Source organism: Thauera aromatica K172, from assembly GCF_003030465.1.
Taxonomy (GTDB): Bacteria; Pseudomonadota; Gammaproteobacteria; order Burkholderiales; family Rhodocyclaceae; genus Thauera; species Thauera aromatica.
Window position 1 is genome coordinate 989,755 of sequence record NZ_CP028339.1, and the last position, 19,935, is coordinate 1,009,689.

22 protein-coding genes and 1 pseudogene are annotated in these 19,935 nt (G+C 65.2%); 18 read left to right on the forward strand and 5 right to left on the reverse strand.

The annotated features are described in order from the left end of the window. Positions 1-6: 6 nt before the first annotated feature. Complete coding sequence (locus Tharo_RS04760; RefSeq protein WP_107220214.1) at positions 7-534, forward strand: tetratricopeptide repeat protein; 528 nt, start codon at positions 7-9, stop codon at positions 532-534. Between the two features lie 437 nt (positions 535-971). Here the strand turns inward: Tharo_RS04760 and Tharo_RS17910 are convergent, their stop codons facing one another. Further along, positions 972-1,136 carry a type II toxin-antitoxin system RelE family toxin gene (locus Tharo_RS17910; protein WP_245880999.1) on the reverse strand — a complete coding sequence of 55 codons (165 nt, stop codon included), beginning with the start codon at positions 1,134-1,136 and terminating at the stop codon, positions 972-974. A gap of 22 nt (positions 1,137-1,158) precedes the next feature. Then, a complete protein-coding gene (locus Tharo_RS04770; protein ID WP_107220215.1) occupies positions 1,159-1,410 on the reverse strand; it encodes a type II toxin-antitoxin system prevent-host-death family antitoxin in 252 nt (83 codons plus the stop codon). Positions 1,411-1,618: 208 nt separating this feature from the next. Between Tharo_RS04770 and Tharo_RS04775 the strand changes: the two genes are divergently transcribed. From Tharo_RS04775 to Tharo_RS04815, 8 genes and pseudogenes are all read left to right on the forward strand, one after another. Beyond that, positions 1,619-1,942: a type II toxin-antitoxin system RelE/ParE family toxin gene (locus Tharo_RS04775; RefSeq protein WP_107220216.1), complete on the forward strand. Its 324-nt coding sequence runs from the start codon at positions 1,619-1,621 to the stop codon at positions 1,940-1,942. Beyond that, positions 1,935-2,225 (forward strand): helix-turn-helix domain-containing protein, encoded by a 291-nt coding sequence (locus Tharo_RS04780; protein ID WP_107220217.1) that lies wholly within the window; start codon positions 1,935-1,937, stop codon positions 2,223-2,225. The genes Tharo_RS04775 and Tharo_RS04780 overlap by 8 nt, the downstream gene beginning before the upstream one ends. Before the next feature lie 97 nt (positions 2,226-2,322). Next, positions 2,323-2,703 (forward strand): clan AA aspartic protease, encoded by a 381-nt coding sequence (locus tag Tharo_RS04785; protein WP_107220218.1) that lies wholly within the window; start codon positions 2,323-2,325, stop codon positions 2,701-2,703. 6 nt (positions 2,704-2,709) lie between these two features. After that, complete coding sequence (locus tag Tharo_RS04790) at positions 2,710-2,982, forward strand: transposase (protein WP_245881000.1); 273 nt, start codon at positions 2,710-2,712, stop codon at positions 2,980-2,982. A 483-nt stretch (positions 2,983-3,465) separates the two neighbouring features. Beyond that, positions 3,466-3,678 (forward strand): TA system antitoxin ParD family protein, encoded by a 213-nt coding sequence (locus Tharo_RS04800; RefSeq protein WP_107220219.1) that lies wholly within the window; start codon positions 3,466-3,468, stop codon positions 3,676-3,678. Next, positions 3,675-3,946, forward strand: a pseudogene (locus Tharo_RS18155) (type II toxin-antitoxin system RelE/ParE family toxin). Before Tharo_RS04800 ends, Tharo_RS18155 begins: the two are co-directional and overlap by 4 nt. A gap of 147 nt (positions 3,947-4,093) precedes the next feature. Beyond that, positions 4,094-4,351, forward strand: coding sequence for a type II toxin-antitoxin system Phd/YefM family antitoxin (locus tag Tharo_RS04810; RefSeq protein WP_107220220.1), 258 nt, complete (start codon positions 4,094-4,096; stop codon positions 4,349-4,351). Continuing rightward, on the forward strand, positions 4,341-4,619 hold the full coding sequence (locus Tharo_RS04815; protein ID WP_107220221.1) for a Txe/YoeB family addiction module toxin: 279 nt from the start codon (positions 4,341-4,343) through the stop codon (positions 4,617-4,619). The genes Tharo_RS04810 and Tharo_RS04815 overlap by 11 nt, the downstream gene beginning before the upstream one ends. A gap of 116 nt (positions 4,620-4,735) precedes the next feature. Here the strand turns inward: Tharo_RS04815 and Tharo_RS17725 are convergent, their stop codons facing one another. Continuing rightward, complete coding sequence (locus Tharo_RS17725; protein ID WP_211309658.1) at positions 4,736-5,077, reverse strand: hypothetical protein; 342 nt, start codon at positions 5,075-5,077, stop codon at positions 4,736-4,738. A 117-nt stretch (positions 5,078-5,194) separates the two neighbouring features. Between Tharo_RS17725 and Tharo_RS04825 the strand changes: the two genes are divergently transcribed. From Tharo_RS04825 to Tharo_RS04845, 5 genes are all read left to right on the forward strand, one after another. After that, positions 5,195-5,797, forward strand: coding sequence for a hypothetical protein (locus Tharo_RS04825; RefSeq protein ID WP_107220222.1), 603 nt, complete (start codon positions 5,195-5,197; stop codon positions 5,795-5,797). Further along, positions 5,794-7,542 carry a type I secretion system permease/ATPase gene (locus Tharo_RS04830; protein ID WP_107220223.1) on the forward strand — a complete coding sequence of 583 codons (1,749 nt, stop codon included), beginning with the start codon at positions 5,794-5,796 and terminating at the stop codon, positions 7,540-7,542. The genes Tharo_RS04825 and Tharo_RS04830 overlap by 4 nt, the downstream gene beginning before the upstream one ends. Positions 7,543-7,574: 32 nt before the next feature. Next, positions 7,575-9,329: a type I secretion system permease/ATPase gene (locus tag Tharo_RS04835; RefSeq protein WP_245881001.1), complete on the forward strand. Its 1,755-nt coding sequence runs from the start codon at positions 7,575-7,577 to the stop codon at positions 9,327-9,329. A gap of 64 nt (positions 9,330-9,393) precedes the next feature. Beyond that, the gene (locus Tharo_RS04840; protein WP_107220224.1) at positions 9,394-10,740 is read left to right on the forward strand and encodes an HlyD family type I secretion periplasmic adaptor subunit; all 1,347 of its coding nucleotides are present in this window, start codon (positions 9,394-9,396) and stop codon (positions 10,738-10,740) included. 2 nt (positions 10,741-10,742) lie between these two features. Next, the gene (locus Tharo_RS04845) at positions 10,743-12,110 is read left to right on the forward strand and encodes a TolC family outer membrane protein (RefSeq protein ID WP_107220225.1); all 1,368 of its coding nucleotides are present in this window, start codon (positions 10,743-10,745) and stop codon (positions 12,108-12,110) included. 18 nt (positions 12,111-12,128) lie between these two features. Here the strand turns inward: Tharo_RS04845 and Tharo_RS04850 are convergent, their stop codons facing one another. Next, positions 12,129-12,617, reverse strand: coding sequence for a DciA family protein (locus tag Tharo_RS04850; protein WP_342749588.1), 489 nt, complete (start codon positions 12,615-12,617; stop codon positions 12,129-12,131). A 43-nt stretch (positions 12,618-12,660) separates the two neighbouring features. On the opposite strand from Tharo_RS04850, the gene secA reads away from it, so the two are divergent. The 4 genes from secA to Tharo_RS04870 all read left to right on the forward strand — a co-directional run bounded on the left by secA (position 12,661) and on the right by Tharo_RS04870 (position 18,702). Continuing rightward, positions 12,661-15,387: a preprotein translocase subunit SecA gene (gene secA / locus Tharo_RS04855; protein WP_107220226.1), complete on the forward strand. Its 2,727-nt coding sequence runs from the start codon at positions 12,661-12,663 to the stop codon at positions 15,385-15,387. Positions 15,388-15,495: 108 nt separating this feature from the next. Further along, positions 15,496-16,734, forward strand: coding sequence for a bifunctional glutamate N-acetyltransferase/amino-acid acetyltransferase ArgJ (gene argJ, locus Tharo_RS04860; RefSeq protein ID WP_107220227.1), 1,239 nt, complete (start codon positions 15,496-15,498; stop codon positions 16,732-16,734). A 182-nt stretch (positions 16,735-16,916) separates the two neighbouring features. Next, on the forward strand, positions 16,917-18,293 hold the full coding sequence (gene purB / locus Tharo_RS04865; protein WP_107220228.1) for an adenylosuccinate lyase: 1,377 nt from the start codon (positions 16,917-16,919) through the stop codon (positions 18,291-18,293). Between the two features lie 91 nt (positions 18,294-18,384). Then, complete coding sequence (locus Tharo_RS04870) at positions 18,385-18,702, forward strand: DUF2322 family protein (protein WP_107220229.1); 318 nt, start codon at positions 18,385-18,387, stop codon at positions 18,700-18,702. A 296-nt stretch (positions 18,703-18,998) separates the two neighbouring features. Here Tharo_RS04870 and secF read toward each other — a convergent pair whose 3' ends face one another. Further along, positions 18,999-19,931 carry a protein translocase subunit SecF gene (gene secF, locus Tharo_RS04875; RefSeq protein ID WP_107220230.1) on the reverse strand — a complete coding sequence of 311 codons (933 nt, stop codon included), beginning with the start codon at positions 19,929-19,931 and terminating at the stop codon, positions 18,999-19,001. Between the last annotated feature and the right edge of the window lie 4 nt (positions 19,932-19,935).

Consider the following 19,935-nt stretch of genomic DNA (forward strand, 5'->3'; position numbering starts at 1 on the left):
GGATGGATGAGCTCGACCGCAGCCGCGCTGGAAGCCGCGTGTCGCCATGCCAACGCCGGGCGGTTCGACGCGTTTCGCGCCGGTTGCTGGCAGATCGTGGAGGAGGCGGGGCGTGCGCCGCACACGCAGCTTGAAGTGGCTGCGCTGCTGTCGTCATTCGGGTTTCTGTCCGATGCACGCGTGCTGCTCGAAGCCTGCCGGTCGATGACGCCGGACGACCCGGCCCCGCTTGCCAATCTAGCCAACCTTGCCCGGGACGCAGGCCAGCACAGCGAAGCCAGGCAGCTCTACGCGGCACTGCTGACCCACTTGCCCAACCATCCAACGGTCCGCCGCAACGTCCTGACCGGTCTCGAATACGATCCTGAGGTGTCCGATGCCGACCGACTCGCGCAGGCCCGCGCCTGGGGCGAGTGGGCGACGGCCCGTGCTGGCGGACCACGCCCGCGTCCCGCAATCGTCCCACTCAGGGATCGCCCGCTGGGGGACAATAGGGAACAGACCACGGTTTTGTGTTGCCCTGCCTTCCTATGAATCCATGCCGGGAGAAAAGAGATGCAAGAAACAAAAGGACACCCACTTGGTTTCATAACGCCCGATTGTGCCCCTCCACACCACCGGGGTGCGCGGTGGCGAGACGGAAGAAAAGGACTCCTTGTTGTGGATGGTGGGCGTAAGGTTGGGGGCATCGGCGGGTCCAGTGCCAACACATCGGTTTGTTTGCCCACTGTGTTTTTTTGGTTTGGACGGGCCCTGGCGGCCCTAACGGTCCTGCACAGATTCCAAGAAAACCGAAGGCCCCAACGGCGTGAACCGTTGGGGCCTTCTTCGGGTAGAGGGTGAGGGAACTACTTTCCGGCCAGCAACCGGTCGACCGCTGCCCGGTAGACTGCCATGTCCTCACGTTTGGCTACGGCCAGGACGAGGACAACCAGCGCGTCATCCTCGACTCGGTAAACCAGGCGGTAGCCCTACTTGAGCAGCTTGATCTTGTAGCAGTCTCGTAGTTCTCCATGGAGTTCAGTGCCCGGCAGTCGGGGCTGTGCCAGGCGTTTCTTCAGGAGTTTTTTCAGCACCTCCTTGATGCTGCCGTCCAGCGCATTCCACTCGACCAGGGCCTCCGGCAGGAACTTCAAACGGTGATGGGATGGGGAGGAGTCAGAGGCTGTCAATGTCCACCTCGATAGCTGCGTCCTTGCTGGCCAGTCGTTGACGTGCCAGATTCACCAGATCACGGTCGGTTAACTCCTCCACCAGCGCCTCGAAGAGCTTGGGCGTCACCATGTAGAACGCCGGGCGGTTGTGGTTGAGCACTGCAACCGGCTTCTCACCTGCCGTTCGCAGCACCTGGGCAGGGTTCTTCTTGAACTCTGACATGCTGATCGAGTAGTCGGCGTAGATCGCATCCATAGGAACCCCCTGTTGAATTGGATACAAATATAGAGCCATTTATGGCGCTCTGCAAGCTCACAAAAATGAAAAGGACACCCACTTTGTTTTCATAACGCCAGATTCTGAACAGCAGCATGCCTTGCGCCTTGGCCCTCGTCTTCCAAAGGAATGTCCGGAGGCGCTTTTTTCTATTTCTGAACTACGCTGCTAGCGTACAATCCAACACATGGTCTTTGTAGAACTTCCCATCTTCGTTCGTTGCGCCAGTGAGCTTTTTTCGGACGACGACTTGCGCGAGCTACAGGTGACCTTGCTGGAGAATCCTGCTGCCGGTGATCTGATTCCTGGTGGTCGTGGTCTTCGCAAGTTGCGTGCGCCGTTACCTGGGAGAGGAAAACGAGGGGGCGCAAGAGTGATCTACTACTATTGGGTTGGGCACGATCAGTGCTACTTGGTCTACGCCTACGCCAAGAATGCTGCGGCAGACCTGACCAAGGATCAGCTAAGGCGACTGGCCGAGGTGATGGATGTGGAGGTGAGTCATGGATGACAAGCAATTTGACGAGCTGTTGGAGAGCGTTCGCGACATAGGGCGTCACATGCGTGGCGAGGCCGTTGCGGGAGCGAAGGTGCGGGAGTTCCCGGAGCCTGACGTCAAGGCCATCCGGGAGCGCACAGGACTGAGCCAGACCCGTTTCGCCTACCTGATCGGGGTTAAACCAAAGACACTGCAGAATTGGGAGCAGCACCGGGTTCGCCCAGCAGGCCCGGCTCGTGCGCTACTGAAGATCGTCGAGGCCAACCCGAATGCCTTGTCGGTGCTTCACGTCTGACCCAGCGGGGGCGATGAACAAAAGAGGGGATAATAGGGGACGGACCACGGTTTTGTGTTGCCCTGCCTTCCTATGAATCCATGCCGGGAGAAAAGAGATGGGCTTGACCTATGCAAACCTGAAGCTGACTAATCTTTTCGGCCATCAGCAGGTGCAGATCAATGCACTCGTTGATACCGGTGCGACCTTCATGTGCGTCACAGAAGAGATTGCCTTGCAGTTGGGATTCGACATCACGGAAGTTAGTCAGCAGGTGGTCACCTTGGCTGATGGCCATCAGCGGAAGGTGCCTAAAATTGCTCCGATCGAGATTGCCTTCGAGAATCGGACTTATGTGACAGAAGCGGTCGTTCTGGGCAATGAGCCGTTGCTGGGGGTGATTCCCCTGGAGGCGATGGATCTTGTTGTTGATTCCCGCCGACAGGCCTTGATTGTCAATCCGCAACACCCCAACTACCCGGTAGCCTTGGTGAAATAAAATCTCATGCCCCGACGCCCGCGCCTGAGTCTGCCCGATGTGCCCCTGCATCTGATCCAGCGTGGCAACAATCGCCAGATCTGTTTTGCTGCGGATGAGGATTACCGTTTTTATCTCGATTGGCTGAAGCAATATGCAGACAAGACGGGTTGCCGCATCCATGCCTATGTGTTGATGACCAACCATGTGCATTTGCTGGTGAGTTCCAGTCTCGCGGGGGCGCCGGGTGAGTTGATGAAGCGGAACGTGTCAATGACTTTGCGTCACCGTGCTTCATGAATTTACTGGGGAAGCCAGGGTGTTCGGGTCGTCGTTTGTCTCCGTTGCGGGTGGGTTGATCCAGACGGCGCTGGGCAGCCGCCGCTTTGCCGATGAGATCGCGGCGGCTCTGGGCAGGCGTGCTATACCGGGAAAATCGGGAAGACCGCGCAAAGTCGCTGAGCCTGTGTCGGGTGATTTATTTTGATCGCGGGCCTGGCGCCCTGGAAGCGATCACTGCCCCCCGTTGTGCCAACCGTCGAGCAGGTAGCCGCTGGCGAAAGAAACAAAAGGACACCCACTTGGTTTCATAACCCCCGATTATATTCAATAGGCTGAGGCTATCTTAAAGTGGCCGATTACCTCGAGTTTGGGGCGCGCAATGAGCAATGAGCAGCGATGTCCCGTACAGGCGGGGCGCCAGATAGGGCAAGTCGGTTATGGGTTTGACTCCGGGAGGGGCCGCAACTACAACTGTGGCGTCTTACCACAGGAGAGGCGGGCATGAGCGTTTCGATTCGAATTGACGATGCCTTGTACGAATCCGCGAGGGTTCGCGCCAAGGCAGAGATGCGCTCGATCCCTCAGCAAGTGGCCTACTGGGCCAAAGTGGGGCGTGCTGCGCTCGACAACCCCGACCTGCCGATCGAATTTGTGCGCGACACGCTGCAGGCGATGGAAGAAGAGTCCGAGCCTTTTGAGTTGCCCGAAGCATGACTGTTGCGTTGCATCAACGCCCGGCGTTCAAGCGGGTCTACAAGAAACTGCACGCCAACCAGCGTAATGCGGTCCATGAGGCCATCCGTGCACTGATCACGAACCCCATGCTCGGCGAGGAAAAAAAGGCGACCTCGCCGGCGTTTGGGGCTACAAATTCGACTGCATCAATCAGCAATATCTGCTCGCCTACTTGTGGGGTGAAACGACGCGTACCTGGCTTGCCCTCGGTCCCCACGAGAATATCTACCGCGACTTGAAGCGCTAAGCCATCGATCATGATGACTTACGCATAAAAGCACGTCGTGTCCTGAAGGTCCGCCGCCAAGTGTTAACGGCGGCACCTGCCTTGCAAGCACGCACACAATGCCTTAGACTTGTACAGTAAGTAGAACAGGTAAAAGGGGCTATCGTCATGCGTGTGGTGAATTTCTCTGAGGCACGAAATAGCCTCAAAAACGTGATCGACCAGGTCATCGACGATGCCGACTACACGGTCATTGCGCGCCGGGATGCCCCCGATGCCGTGGTGATGTCGCTGGACACCTTCAATGGCCTGATGGAGACCGTCCATTTGCTGAAGTCGCCCGCCAATGCGGCACATCTGGTCCGCTCCATCGAGCAGTACCGCCAGGGACAGGTGAAGCAGCAGGACCTGGTCGATGCCGATTGAAGACAAGCTGCTCAAACTCACCTGGACCCTGGCCGCCTGTGAGGATTACGAATACTGGCAAGGCCGGGACCGCAAGACCCTCAAGCGCATCAATGCCCTGATCAAGGACTGCCTGCGCCACCCCTTCGAGGGCATCGGCAAACCCGAGCCCTTGAAAGAGAACCTCTCGGGCTTTTGGTCGCGCCGTATCGACGACACCCACCGGCTGGTCTACTGCCTGGATGCGCAGGCCTTGGTGGTGATTGCCTGTCGTTACCACTACCAATAACCCCGCACACCTCGCAGCCTCATTGTCGTGCAACGGGATGCCGCCCTCGAGTTTCAGGAAGCGCTTGAGCCAGGTCACCTTGTGCTCGGCCCAGAACGCCATGTCTTCGAAGCTGTTCATGTCGTACAGCACCGCGCAGACGGCGTCGCCAAAACCTCCTGCAGGTCATGGCGACGCGCGTAGCCCGCTCGGCGCGGGTCTTCGATCTGGGCAAGGCAACTCATCAGTAAGCGTCCGCCCACCGCCGTCTTCCCTTCGGCGTAGCCGTCGCTGAGGATCGCCCCTCGGAGGGGGAACCTCACCCGGCCAAACAGCAGCCCGAGGTCATCCTCACGGCGGTGGTCGCCGACAATCCTGGCATCCACGGCGGCGGTATCGAAACCGCGTTCGGCAATGGCCGGGGTGCGCGACTTGAGTCCCACTTCGATGGCGACGATCTCGGCCCGGATATCCTTCAAGGGATCGACCCAGTCCCAGCGTGGGGGCAGCCAGCTGCAGTCCGGGCAACGAAGAAGGCGGCGGGCAGAAATCGATGCAGAAATTCATATAGGAGATGCTGTACAATCGCGCTCCTCATGCACGGACTCCTCCGCCTCCGGCTCAACACTGCTCCCGAACAGACGGCCCGCCTGCTGGCCTTGCAGGCGGCGTTCGCCCGTTTGTGCAACGCCCTCTCGCCGATTGTCCGCGACACGCGCTGCTGGAACCGGGTTGCGCTGCACCACATGACCTACAAGCGGCTGCGCGAGCAGTTTCCCGACATCGGTTCGCAGATGGTGTGCAACGCCATCTATTCCGTGTGCCGTGCGAGCCGGCTGGTGTATCAGCATCCGAAAAGCCCGTTCAACGTTGCGCGCCTGGGCGAGCGTCCGTTGCCGCTGCTGCGTTTTGCGGACAACTGCCCGGTGTATTTCGATCGGCATACCCTGAGCCTGAAGGCCGGGCAGCTGTCGATGTACACGCTGGACGGGCGCATTCGCTTCCAGTTGTCCCTGCGCTCCGAGGACGAAGCTGCGTTCCATACGCAGAAATTGCGCGAAATCGTGCTGTCGCAGCGGGGCGATGGCGGGTTCGAGCTGCTCTTCTCGTTTGCTGCTGTCGACGAGGAGGAGAAGGCCGCCGCGCCGCCGCCCGATGATGACATTCCCGAATACCTGATGATCGAAGACCCTGCATGAATCCGAACAAAAAACCGTCCGAACTGAGCGAGGCCCTGCTCGCCTTCAGGCCGCATTACCGCCGCGCCTTCGGGTTCGCCCTGGTCTGCGCCTTGCTGGTGCTGGTGCCGACTGCCTACATGTTCGAGGTCTACGGCCGGGTGGTCGATAGCCGCAGCCACATGACGCTCGCCATGCTGACGCTGATGGTGGTGCTCGCCTACCTGGTGATGGAAGTGCTCGACTGGGCCCGCGCCGAGACGATGCGCGAGGCCGGGCAGGGGCTGGACCGGCGCCTGGCGCCGCGCGTCTTCCAGGCCATCTACGAATCCAACCTGCGTCGCCTGGGGGCGCCCAGCGTGCAGCCGATGAACGATTTCCGGACGATCCGCGATTTCCTGCACAACCCGGTACTGGGAGCAGTGATGGAAGCGCCGGTGTCGCTGGTGTTCATGATGATCCTGTTCCTGGCTAGTCCGGCGCTGGGCTGGGCCGCGGTGGCTGGTGCGGTGCTCCAGGTCGGGCTGGCCTGGTTCAACGAGCGCAGCACCAACCCGCCTCTGGCGGAGGCCAGCCGGGCCGCCATCGGCGCCCAGCAATATGCCGATGGTTCACTGCGCAACGCCGAAGTCATCGAGTCGATGGGCATGCTGCATGACATCCACCGGCGCTGGATGGCCAGGCAGCAGGAGTTCCTCGGCCTGCAGGCGCTGGCTTCGGACAAGGCCGGCGCGTTCCAGGCTGCGAGCAAGTTCGTGCAGGTTTCGTTGAGTTCGCTGCTGCTGGGGCTGGGGGGATGGCTGATCCTCGAGGATGCGCTTCCCGGCGGGCCGGGAATGATGATCGTCGGCTCGGTGCTGGGGGGGCGCATGCTGGCGCCGTTGGTGCAGCTGGTCGGCCAGTGGCGCACGGTGGTGAATGTGCGCGTCGCCTGGGGGCGGCTCGAGCAGCTGCTTGCCCAGGTGCCGCAGCGCCCGCCGGCGATGTCGCTGCCCGCACCCCGCGGGCTGTTGAGCGTGGAAAACGTGATTGCCGGTGCGCCCGGCTCGAATGCGCCGATCCTGCGCGGAGTAGCGTTCGCGCTGCAGCCGGGGGAGGTGCTGGCTGTGGTCGGCCCTTCGGCTTCGGGCAAGACGACGCTCGCGCGCCTGCTCGTGGGGCTGTGGCCGACGATGAGCGGCAAGGTCCGCCTCGACGGTGCGGACGTGTTTGCCTGGGACAAGCTCGAGCTGGGGCCCTGTCTGGGCTATCTGCCGCAGGGGGTTGAACTGCTGGAGGGCTCGCTCGCGGAAAACATCGCACGTTTCGGTGAGGTGGACATGGCGCGGGTCGAGGCGGCCGCTCAGGCGGTCGGTCTGCATGAGTTCATCCTTTCGCTGCCCGGCGGTTACGACAGCCCGGTGGGGCGCGAGGGGGCGATACTGTCCGGCGGCCAGCGCCAGCGCGTGGCTCTGGCACGTGCGATCTACGGCGATCCGGTATTCGTGGTCCTCGACGAGCCCAACTCCAGCCTGGACGAGGCTGGCGATGCCGCGCTTGCGCAGGCCATCCGCAGCCTGAAGGCGCGCGGCACCACGTTCGTCGTCATGACCCACCGCACCAGCGTGCTGGCCGTGGCCGACAAGATGCTGGTGCTGCGCGATGGCGCCCAGCAGGCTTTCGGCCCACGCGACCAGGTGCTGGCGGCACTCAACCAGGCCGCGGCCCAGGCCGCGCCGCCAGCCAGGGCGCAGGCGCCCGCACCCCAGGCAATCGGTGCGCGATGACGCGGACCGACCGACGAACCGCAGCGATCGGGATGAACATGGCAGTCAAGGGTTTTTTTGCGCGCAGCGAGCTTGCCGCCACGCTGTATGCGTTCAGGCGCGAATTTTTCGTGGTCGGCGTCTTCAGCATGGTGGCCAACGTACTGATGCTGACACCGACGCTGTACATGCTGCAGGTCTATGACCGGGTGCTGGTCAGCCGCAGCGAGCTGACGCTGCTGGTGGTGTCCCTGATCACCCTGTTCCTGTTCGCGGTGATGGCGTTTGCCGAGTGGTCGCGTTCCCGCCTGCTGGTGCGTGCCGGCGTGCGCCTGGATGCCGTGCTCAGCACCCGGGTGTTCAATGCCAGCTTCGAGGCCAATCTCAGCCAGTCGGGGGCGCCGGCGCAGCGGGCGTTCGCGGATTTGACCGAGATCCGCCAGTTCCTGACCGGCAACGGAATCTTCGCATTCTTCGATGCACCCTGGGCGCCGATCTACATCGGGGTGCTGTTCTTCCTTCATCCCTTTCTGGGCTGGGTGTCGATCGGCTTCGCCCTGATCCAGGCCAGCATGGCGTGGCTGGGCCATCGGCGCACGGTACAGCCGGCCGAGGAGGCGTCCCGGGCCAGTACCGACGTGAATATCTATCTGCAGAACAAGCTGCGCAACGCCGAGGTGGTGGAGTCAATGGGCATGCTCGCGGGGTTGCGCCAGCGCTGGGCGCAGCGCCACCAGCACTATATGGAAAGGCAGGGCGTCGCCCATGGCCTGACCCATCGCATCACCGTACTGAGCAAATGGATCCGTTACTGCCAGCAGTCCCTGGCCCTGGGGGCCGGTGCGCTGCTGGTGATCGATGGCGAACTGACGCCCGGTGCGATGATCGCCGCCAACGTGCTGATGACCCGCGCGCTGGCGCCGATCGACCAGATGGTTGGCACCTGGCGCGGCTTTCTCGGCGCGCGCAGCGCGTTTGGCCGCCTGGAGCAACTCCTGCAGGCCCATCCCGAGCGTGATCCGGCGCTGAGCCGGGTGCCGCCCACCGGCGCCGTGGTGCTGCGTGAGGTCGTTGCCCGCGCTGTCGGCCGGGTCGAGCCGATTCTCAAGGGGGTGAGCCTGCACGCCGAGCCCGGCACGGTGACGGTGGTGCTCGGCCCCTCCGGGTCGGGCAAATCGACGCTGGCACGGGTGCTGATGGGCATCTGGCCCGAAGTCGACGGCGAAGTGCTGCTCGACGGGCAGCCGCTGGCTGGCTGGAGCCGCAGGGAGCTCGGTCCTCACCTGGGCTATCTGCCGCAGGATGTGGAACTTTTCGACGGCACGATCGCCGAGAACATCGCCCGCTTTGCCGACATCGATTCGGAGAAGGTCATCGCCGCTGCGCGCAGTGCCGGCCTGCACGAGATGATCCTGCGTTTTCCCAAGGGCTACGACACGCCGATGGGCGAAGCCGGCGGTCTGCTCTCCGGCGGCCAGCGCCAGCGCGTCGGCCTGGCGCGGGCGCTGTACGGCACGCCGGCGCTGGTCGTGCTCGATGAGCCGAATGCCAACCTCGATGACGTCGGCGAGGCTGCGCTGACGAGTGCAGTGCGCGGGCTCAAGCGCGAGGGGCGCACGGTGTTCCTGATCACCCACCGCCCCGGGGCGATCGCGGTCGCTGATCAGCTGGTGGTGCTGCGCGATGGGCGCATCCTGATGCAGGGCGCGCGCGACGCCGTGCTCGCGCAGCTGCGCCCCCCGGCGGCGCAGCCCGCCGCCGTTTCGCCGTCGCCCCCGATTGCGCCGCCGGCGCCCTCGGCCGCCTGAGCGGCCTTCCGGATGGCCGGGCTCCGGCTCCGAACCTTCAACCCGATTTCCGCTGGACGACACCATGGCCGCACCTGACATGACTTCCGCTACTCTCGATGCCTCCCAGAACGGCACGCCGCCGGCCGATGCCGGCCGTGCCGCCCGTATCGGCCTGTGGGCCCTGGGCCTGGGCTTCGGTGGCTTCCTGCTGTGGGCAGCGCTGGCCCCGCTGGACGAAGGCGTTCCCAGCCAGGGCACGGTGACCATCGACACCAAGCGCAAGGCCGTCCAGCATCTGAGCGGCGGCATCATCAAGCGTGTGCTGGTACGCGAGGGCGAACTGGTGCAGGAAGGCCAGCCACTGATCGAGCTGGATCCGGCCACGGCGCGGGCCAACCACGAATCCGTGCGCCAGCGCTATCTCGGGCTGCGTGCGATGCAGGGCCGGCTGGAGGCCGAGCAGTCCGGCAGCGACGCCATCGTTTTTCACCCGGATCTGCTCGAAGCCGCCGCCGACCCGCTGATCAGGGGGCAGATGGACATGCAGCGGCAATTGTTCCAGTCGCGCCGTGCCGCGCTGCGCGCCACCTTGCAGGGCATCGAGGAAAGCATTCTCGGCCAGCAGGCGCTGCTGCAGACTTACGAGAACATGATCGGCCCCCGCCGCAGCCAGCGCGCGCTGCTGCAGGAGGAACTCGGGCACACCCGAGCGCTGGTCGCCGAAGGCTATGCGCCGCGCAACCGCCAGCTCGAGCTCGAGCGCGCCGTGGCCGAGGCGGACGCCTCGCTCGCTGAGCTGATGGGGAATACGACCCGGGCCCAGCGCGCGATCGCCGAGCTGCGCCAGCAGGCGCTGGCGCGCCGGCAGGAATACCGTAAGGAAGTCGAAACCGAACTGGCTGGCGTCCTGCGCGAAGTGCAGTCCGATGCCGAGAAGCTGGTTGCCGTCCGTGCCGATCTCGACCGCACCGAGATTCGCTCGCCGGCCGCCGGTCAGGTGATCGGGCTGGCGATGCAGACCGTGGGCGGTGTGGTGCAGGCCGGGCAGAAGCTGATGGATGTGGTGCCCGAGGACGAGCCCTTGCTTCTCGAAGCGCGGATCGAGCCGCACCTGATCGACAAGGTGCACGCCGGCCTGCCTACCGACATCCGCTTCAATGCCTTTGCTCATTCGCCGCAACTGGTGGTGCAGGGCGAAGTGATGTCGGTGTCGAGCGACCTGCTGACCGAGCAGATCGGTGGTGGCCAGATTCAGTATTATCTGGCGCGCGTGAAGGTGACTCCGGATGGCATGGCGTCACTCGGCAAGCGCCGCATGCAGCCGGGCATGCCGGCCGAAGTGATCATCAAGACCGGCGAGCGCTCCCTGCTGACCTATCTGCTGAACCCGCTGACCAAGCGCCTGGCGGCGTCGCTGAAGGAGGAGTGAGCATGGCCGATTCCCGTTCCCTGCTCCGGCTTTGCGGCGCCTGGCTGCGTTCCCTGGTGGTTGCGGCCGCCCTGGGCGCGGTGTGCGCGCCGGCCTGGAGCCTGGATCTGATGCAGGCTTACCAGGCCGCGCTGGCACAGGATGCCACGATCCGCGCGGCGCGCGCAGCCCGGGATGCAGCGGTCGAACGCCTGCCGCAGGCGCGCGCCCAGCTGTTGCCGAACATCGCGATCAGTCTCGGCCGCAACAAGAACGATATCGACCGCACCCAGGAGAATTCGCTCGGGCAGGAGGTGGAGTTCGGTGACGAGTATTTCAGCTACAACCAGTCCCTGCAGTTGCGCCAGCCCTTGTTCCGGATGCCGCTGTTCGCCGGGCTGCGCCAGGCCGGCTTCGTCGTCGACGACGCCGAGGCGACGCTCGAGCGCGAGCTGCAGGATCTCGGCGCGCGCGTCGCCGGCGCCTACATGGAAGCCTTGCTGGCGCAGGATGCGCTGGATCTCGTGCTCAAGCAGAAGGCCGTCACCACCACCCAGCTCGATGCGGCGCGCAAGTCGCTTGAAGCGGGCTTTGGCACGCGCACCGACATCGACGAGGCCCAGGCGCGGCTGGACATGAACATGGCCGATGAGCTCAGCGCGCGTCAGCACGTGGACTTCACCCGCCGTCAGCTCGAGATCCTCATCGATCAGCCGGTCGATGCGCTCGCCGGCATTGATGCGGAACGCTTGCCCTTGCTGCCGCCCGAGCCGGCCGATGTCACGGAATGGGTTCGCCTCGCCGAGGAAAACAGCCCTGAAGTTCGCGCCCTCGAGGCGCGGCTGGAAGCGGCGAGGGCCGAAATCGCCAAGGCGCGTGGCGGCCATTACCCCACCGTCGATGCAGTGGCACAGATTTCACGCAGCGGCAGCGAGAATGTCACTTCGCCCAGTTCGAGCTATACCAACCGCCTGATTGGCCTCCAGGTCAATATTCCGCTGTTTGCCGGTGGCTATGTCAACTCGACCGTCCGCCAGGCCATTGCCGAGCAGACCCGCGCCGAGGAAAACCTCGAGGCCGTGCGCCGTGACCTCGCCGTGCGGGTGCACCGCGAACACCGCGGGGTGACCGAAGGCGTGCTCAAGGTCAGGGCGCTCGAACAGGCCGCGCGCTCGGCGCAGCAGCTGGTGCGATCGAGCCGGCGTTCGTTCGAAGCCGGCAGCCGCACCACGGTCGACGTCCTCAATGCCGAGCAGCAACTGCAGGTCACGTTGCGCGACCTGGCCGAGGCGCGCTACCTGTATCTGGTGTCGCGCGTGCGCTTGCGTGCGCTGGTGGGGCAGGACCGGGAACGGAGCGTCGCCGAGATCAATGCCTGGCTGAAGGGCTGAAGGCGGGCCGGCGCGGTTCTACTGCGTACGGGCCCGCCGGGCCAGGCGCTCGATCGCCGCGCGTAGATCGGACTCGGGAGGGAGGACCGCGGCGAAATGCTCGAGGTGGTCACGGGCGGATCGGGAAAGGCTTCGGTCCGCTGCCATGCTGCTGTGGGGGGCGGCCGGCTCGGAGACGAGAACCTTGACCTTGAGGGTGTGGACCGGTTGTCCTGCCTGGTTCAGCAGCCCGATCACTGTTGGTGCCATCTGTCTGAGCCTGACCGCGGCTGCGCCGGACTGCGCAAAGATGACCAGCACGCCTTCCTTCAGGTTGGCGACCCGGCACTGCGCGGCGAGTGGCGGTGCAAGCGCGCCGTCGAGCGCGGCCTGAAGGCGGCGCAGACGGTTGGCGTGGTCCTGCAGCCGGGCGAGCGCATCGCCACTTCCCAGGTAACGTCGAAGAGGCTGGCTCATGGTTGCGGTGGGCAGGGGAAAACTGCCGTCATGGGGGTTGCGATGCGCCATGATAAACTGCCGCCTTTGCCGAATCGACGTCGACCCCAAAAACATGCTCTCCGGCCTGCTCAAGAAAATCTTCGGTAGTCGCAATGACCGCCTCGTCCGCCAGTACGCTCAGACCGTGCGCAAGATCAATGCGCTCGAAGCGGAAACGTCCGCCCTGTCCGACGAGGCCTTGCGCGCCAAGACCGCGGAGTTCAAGCAGCGTGTGGCCAATGGTGAGACGCTCGAAGCCGTCCTTCCGGAAGCGTTCGCGGTGGTGCGCGAAGCCGGCAAGCGGGTGCACGGCATGCGCCATTTCGACGTCCAGCTCGTCGGCGGCATGGTGCTGCACTACGGCAAGATCGCCGAAATGCGCACCGGCGAGGGCAAGACCCTGGTCGCGACCCTGCCCGCCTATTTGAACGCGCTGGCGGGCAAGGGCGTGCATGTGATCACGGTGAACGACTACCTCGCCAGCCGCGACGCCGAGTGGATGGGGCGGATCTACGGCTTCCTCGGGCTGACCACCGGCTGCAACCTGTCGCGCATGTCGCATGCCGAGAAGCAGGCGGCCTATGCTGCGGACATCACCTACGGGACCAACAACGAATTCGGCTTCGACTACCTGCGCGACAACATGGTGTATGCCGTGAATGAGCGCGTGCAGCGCAAGCTGAACTTCGCCATCGTCGACGAGGTGGACTCGATCCTGATCGACGAGGCGCGCACGCCGCTGATCATTTCCGGCCAGGCCGAGGACCACACCGAGCTCTACCTGAAGATGAACCAGGTCGCACCGCTGCTGAAAAAGCAGGAAGGCGGGCTCGACGACAAGGACGAGGTCACCGAGCCGGGCGACTACACGGTGGATCTGAAGGCCCACCAGGTGCTGCTGACCGAGCAGGGCCACGAGAGCGCCGAGCAGATCCTGGTGCGGATGGGGCTGCTGACCGAAGGCGGCGGCCTGTACGATCCGGCCAACATCCTGCTGGTGCACCACCTGTATGCCGCGCTGCGCGCCCAGGCGCTGTACCACAAGGACCAGCACTACGTGGTGCAGAACGGCGAGGTCGTCATCGTCGACGAATTCACCGGCCGCCTGATGCCCGGCCGGCGCTGGTCGGACGGCCTGCACCAGGCGGTCGAGGCGAAGGAAGGGGTGCGCATCCAGGCCGAGAACCAGACCCTGGCCTCGATCACCTTCCAGAACTACTTCCGCATGTACGGCAAGCTCGCCGGCATGACCGGCACCGCCGACACCGAGGCCTTCGAGTTCCACTCCATCTATGGCCTCGAGACGGTGGTCATTCCCACCAACAAGCCGACCCAGCGCAAGGACGAGAACGACAAGGTCTATCGCACCGCGAAGGAAAAGTGGGACGCGGTGATCGAGGACATCCGCGCCTGCGTCGAGCGCGGCCAGCCGGTGCTGGTGGGCACGACCTCGATCGAGACCAACGAGTTTCTTTCCGAGGTGCTGAAGAAGGCGAAGATCGAGCATCAGGTGCTCAACGCCAAGCAGCACGACAGCGAAGCGCAGATCGTCGCCCAGGCCGGCCGCCCGGGCGTGGTCACGATCGCCACCAACATGGCCGGCCGCGGCACCGACATCGTCCTGGGCGGCAACATCGAGAAGCCGGTTTCGCTCATGCGCGAGGACACGTCGCTGTCGCCGGAAGAAAAGGAAGCCAAGGCCGCGGCGATGCGTGCCGAATGGGCCGGGGTGCACGCGCAGGTGATCGCCGCCGGCGGCCTCCACATCATCGGCACCGAGCGCCACGAGTCGCGCCGCATCGACAACCAGCTGCGCGGGCGTTCCGGGCGCCAGGGCGACCCCGGCTCCAGCCGCTTCTACCTGTCGCTGGAAGATCCGCTGATGAAGATCTTCGCCGGCGAGCGCCTGAACGCGATCATGGTGCGGCTGAAGATGCCCGAAGGCGAGGCGATCGAGCACGCGATGGTGACCCGTTCGCTGGAGTCGGCGCAGCGCAAGGTCGAGCAGCGCAACTTCGACATCCGCAAGCAGCTGCTCGAGTACGACGACGTCGCCAACGACCAGCGCAAGGTCATCTACCAGCAGCGCAACGAACTGCTCGAAAGCGAAGACATCTCCGACACCATCCGCGCGATGCGCCAGGGCGTGGTGCACGACCTCTTCCGCCGCTACGTGCCCGCCGAAAGCGTCGAGGAGCAATGGGAGATCGCCGGCCTCGAGCAGGCGCTGCTGGCCGACTACCAGCTCAAGGTGGCGGTGGGCGAATGGATCAAAGCCGAGCCCAGCCTCGATGACGAAGCCCTTCTCGAACGCATCCTCCAGGCTGGCGAGGAAGCCTACGCCGCCAAGGTGGCGATCGTCGATCCGGCGGCGTGGCACCAGTTCGAACGCAGCGTCATGCTGCAGAGCCTCGATTCGCACTGGCGCGAGCACCTCGCCGCGCTCGACCACCTGCGCCAGGGCATCCACCTGCGCGGCTATGCACAGAAGAACCCGAAGCAGGAATACAAGCGCGAGGCGTTCGAACTGTTCGAAGCCCTGCTCGACGCCGTGCGTGCCGACGTCACCCGGATCCTGATGACGGTGCAGATCCGCACCGAAGCCCAGCTCGAAGCGGCCGAAGCGCCGCCGCAGGTCGAGAACGTGCAGTACCGGCATGCCGACTACGACGAGGCGCTGGGCAACGCCGAGGGCGGCACGCAGCCGCCGGCCAACGTCGCGCCCAAGGTCGGGCGCAACGATCCTTGCCCCTGCGGCTCGGGCAAGAAGTACAAGCACTGCCACGGCAAGCTGAGCTGATCCGTCCGCCGCAAGGCGCGGCGCCCGACGGGGCGGCAGAAGGCCCGGGGCCTTCGCCCCGGGTCACGTCGGAGCAATCGAACACAACCATCGAGGGGCAATGATTCCATGGCCGTCAATCTCGTCACGCCGCACCCTGCCGACCTGAAACCCGTTGCGGGCGTGCGCCTGGGCGTCGCCGAGGCCGGCATCCGCAAGGCCGCTCGCCGCGATCTCACCGTGATCGAGCTCGCCGCGGGCAGCCGTGTCGCCGGCGTGTTCACGAAAAACCGCTTCTGCGCCGCGCCGGTGCAGGTGTGCAAGGCGCATCTGCCCGGTGGCGCGGTCCGCGCGCTGGTGATCAACACCGGGGTGGCCAACGCCGGCACGGGCGAGCCGGGCCTGGCCCATGCGCGCGCGACCTGTGCCGCGCTGGCGCGGCAGATCGGGGTCGAGGCCGTGCAGGTGCTGCCGTTCTCGACCGGCGTGATCCTCGAGCCGCTGCCGGTCGAGCGTCTGGTCGCCGGCCTGCCGAGGGCGGTCGCCGGCCTGCGCGCCGACGGCTGGTTCGATGCCGCACACGCGATCATGACCACCGACACGCTCGCCAAGGCGGTGTCGAAGCAGGTATCGATCGGCGGGCGCACGGTGACGCTGACCGGGATCAGCAAGGGCGCGGGCATGATCAAGCCGAACATGGCGACCATGCTCGGCTTTCTCGCCTGCGACGCCGCGGTTTCGCAGGCGCTGCTCGATGCGCTGGTGAAGGAGGCGGCCGAGCTGTCGTTCAACAGCATCACCGTCGATGGCGACACTTCGACCAACGACTCCTTCATCCTGATCGCCACCGGCGCGGCCGGCAATGCCGAGATCACCGATGCCGGTAGCGCCGACTACCGCACCCTGCGCGATGCCGTGGTCGAGGTGTCGATCGCGCTCGCGCAGGCCATCGTGCGCGACGGCGAGGGCGCGACCAAGTTCATGACGATCGCGGTCGAAGGCGGCAGGGACCGCGACGAATGCCGCAAGGTCGCCTACGCGGTGGCGCATTCGCCGCTGGTGAAGACCGCCTTCTTCGCCTCCGACCCCAACCTCGGACGCATCCTGGCGGCGATCGGCTATGCCGGCATCGACGACCTCGACGTGTCGGCGCTGCGCGTGTGGCTGGGCAATCCGGACGAGTCGGTGCTGGTCGCCGAACACGGCGGGCGCGCGGCGTCCTACGTGGAGGAGGCGGGCGCGCGCATCATGCAGCACGCCGAGCTGACCGTGCGCATCGCCCTCGGCCGCGGTGGCGCCGCGGCGACGGTGTGGACCTGCGACTTCTCCTACGACTACGTCAAGATCAACGCCGACTACCGCAGCTGAGGCGGGCTGGGCGCGGTTGCCCGGTTTCGCTCCGCCAAGCCCTGCCGTCCGCCCGCGTGCTGCGCGGCCTTGCGGCGCGGGGCCGATCCGCACCGTGCCCACCCGCTCGCCCGCCGTCTTTTGTTTTCTGGCGTGAAGGAGGGCAGGCGTTAAAATACCCGCTTTTTCCGGAAGTTCCCCCCATGCCGAATGCCGTCCCGTCCCCGCTGACCGCCCTGTCCCCGCTCGATGGCCGTTACCACGGCAAGGTCGCGGGTCTGCGCGAGCATTTTTCTGAACACGGCCTGATCCGCAACCGGGTGAAAGTGGAAATCGAATGGCTGAAGGCGCTCGCTGCGGAGCCGGCGCTGGGCGAGATCGCGCCCTTCTCGGCGGCGACCATCGCCGAGCTCGACGCGGTCGTGGCGGCGTTCTCGACCGCCGATGGCGAGGCGGTGAAGGCGATCGAGGCCACCACCAACCACGACGTCAAGGCCATGGAGTACTGGCTCAAGCAGCGCCTCGGCCACAACGTCGAAGTGATGAAGGTGTCCGAGTTCATCCACTTCGCGTGCACCTCGGAAGACATCAACAACACCTCGCACGCGCTGATGCTGCGCGAGGGCCGCGACGCCGTCCTGCTGCCCGCGCTCGACGCCGTGGTCGCGCGCTTTCGCGAACTGGCGCACGCCCTCGCCGACTTGCCGATGCTGTCGCGCACCCACGGCCAGCCGGCGAGCCCGACCACGCTCGGCAAGGAGATGGCCAACATCGCCGCGCGCCTGATGCGTGCCCGCGCGGCGGTTGCCGGGGTCGCGCTCACCGCCAAGTTCAACGGTGCGGTGGGCAACTACAACGCCCACCTGTCGGCCTGGCCGGCGTTCGACTGGGAGGGTTTCAACCGCCGCTTCATCGAATCGCTGGGTCTGAGCTTCAACGACTACACCATCCAGATCGAGCCGCACGATGCGATGGCCGAGCTGTTCGACGCCATCGCGCGCGCCAACACCATGCTGATCGACGCCTGCCGCGACCTCTGGATGTACATCTCGCTCGGCTACTTCAAGCAGAAGCTGAAGGAAGGCGAGGTCGGCTCGTCGACGATGCCGCACAAGGTCAACCCGATCGACTTCGAGAACGCCGAAGGCAACTTCGGCATCGCCAACGCGGTGCTCAGGCACTTCTCCGAAAAGCTGCCGATCTCGCGCATGCAGCGCGATCTCACCGATTCCACCGTGCTGCGCAACATGGGGGTCGGTTTCGGCCACACCGTGCTCGCGCTGGACAGCTGCCTGCGCGGCCTGTCCAAGCTCGAGGCCGATCCGGCGCGCCTCGCCGCCGACCTCGACGAGTGCTGGGAAGTGCTCGCCGAGCCGGTGCAGACGGTGATGCGCCGCTACGGCATCGCCAACCCCTACGAGCAGCTGAAGGCGATGACCCGCGGCAAGGGCATCACCCGCGCGGCGCTGCAGGACTTCATCCGCAGCCTGGCGATTCCCGCCGAGGCGCGCGACCACCTGCTGGCGATGACGCCGGCGAGCTACGTCGGCAAGGCGGCGGAACTCGCCCGTCGCATCTGATCCCGCCAGGCCCCGCCGCCGCCGGCCGCGCGCCAGCGCAACTTTCGACGCCACCCTCGCGGTGGCGTCTGCACAACAAGGAGCCTGATCAATGGCCTTCGCCGACAACCTGAAAACCCTGCCCGGCGTGTCGCATCTCGCCGCCCTGAACCTGCTCGACGCCGCCGACGCGGTCGTCGCCAGCATCGAAAACAAGCCCGGCCAGGCCGGCTCGCTCGCGGTGTACAACCACCTCGCCCAGCTCTACGGCGCGATCTCGCCCGAGGCCGCGCGGAAGGGGCTGGAGCTGTACGCCGAGCACACCGAGGATGCCCGCGCCCATCCCGGCAAGCACCCCAACATCGATCGCCTGATCGGCCTGATCGAACGCGGCGAGACGCTCAAGGTGAAGCAGGTGTTTGCGGTCTGAGGCTGCTCTCTGCGGTAGACCTCGGAGTCGGTGGCCTGTCGCCAACTTCACGAGCGCCGAGGCGGAGGGCGTCGCGGGGGAAACAAGGCGCCGCATGTTTGAGGCGCGCAGCGCCGAGTTTGCGTCGCCGCCCCCGCGACGTGCTCCGCCGAGGGTAGCCGAAGGCCGCGAGGGCAGGCGGCGACAGGCCACCGACGCCGAGGTCGGATCGAGGCCGCGCACACTACCGCCTGTCATTCCCGAGAAAAGCAAAAGGCGCCTGTAGGCGCCTTTCTCGTATCGGGAAGACCGTGGCTTCAGACCACCGCCTCTTCCTTCTCCTTTTTCGGCTTCACGAACTGCTCGCGCGACACCCCCAGCCACATCACCAGGGGGCTGGCGACGAGCACCGAGGAGTAGATGCCGAACAGGATGCCGATGGTCAGTGCCAGGGCGAAGTAGTACAGCGTCTCGCCGCCGAAGATCAGCATCGACAGCACCATGATCTGGGTGCTGCCGTGGGTGATCACGGTACGCGAGATCGTGCTCGTGATCGCGTGGTCCAGCACCGCCGGGGTGTCCATGCTGCGCTTCTTGCGGAACGTCTCGCGCACGCGGTCGAACACCACCACCGATTCGTTCACCGAGTAGCCCAGCACCGCCAGCACCGCGGCCAGCACCGGCAGCGAGAACTCCCACTGGAAGAACGCGAAAAAGCCCAGGATGATGATCACGTCGTGGAGGTTGGCGATGATCGCCGACACCGCGAAGCGCCATTCGAAGCGCAGCGCGAGATAGACCACGATGCCCAGGATCACCAGCAGCAGCGCCATCGCCCCGTCGGTGGCGAGCTCCTTGCCCACCTGCGGGCCGACGAACTCGACGCGGCGCAGCTCCGGTGCGCTGCCCGTCACCGATTTGAGCGTCGCCATGACGGTTTCCGACACCCGCGAAGTGTCCAGGTCGTCGCGGTTGGGCAGGCGGATCAGCAGGTCGCGGGCGCTGCCGAAGTTCTGCACCTGAGCGTCGGGGTAGCCGCTGGCGGTGAGCGCCTCGCGGATCGGCTCGAGTTGGGGCGCTTCGGCGTAGCTGACCTCGACCAGGGTGCCGCCGGTGAACTCCACCGACAGGTGCAGGCCGCGGGTGGCGAGGAAGAACACCGCCAGCACGAAGGTGATCAACGAGATGACGTTGAACACCAGCGCGTGGCGCATGAACGGGATGTCTTTCTTGATGCGGAAGAATTCCATGATT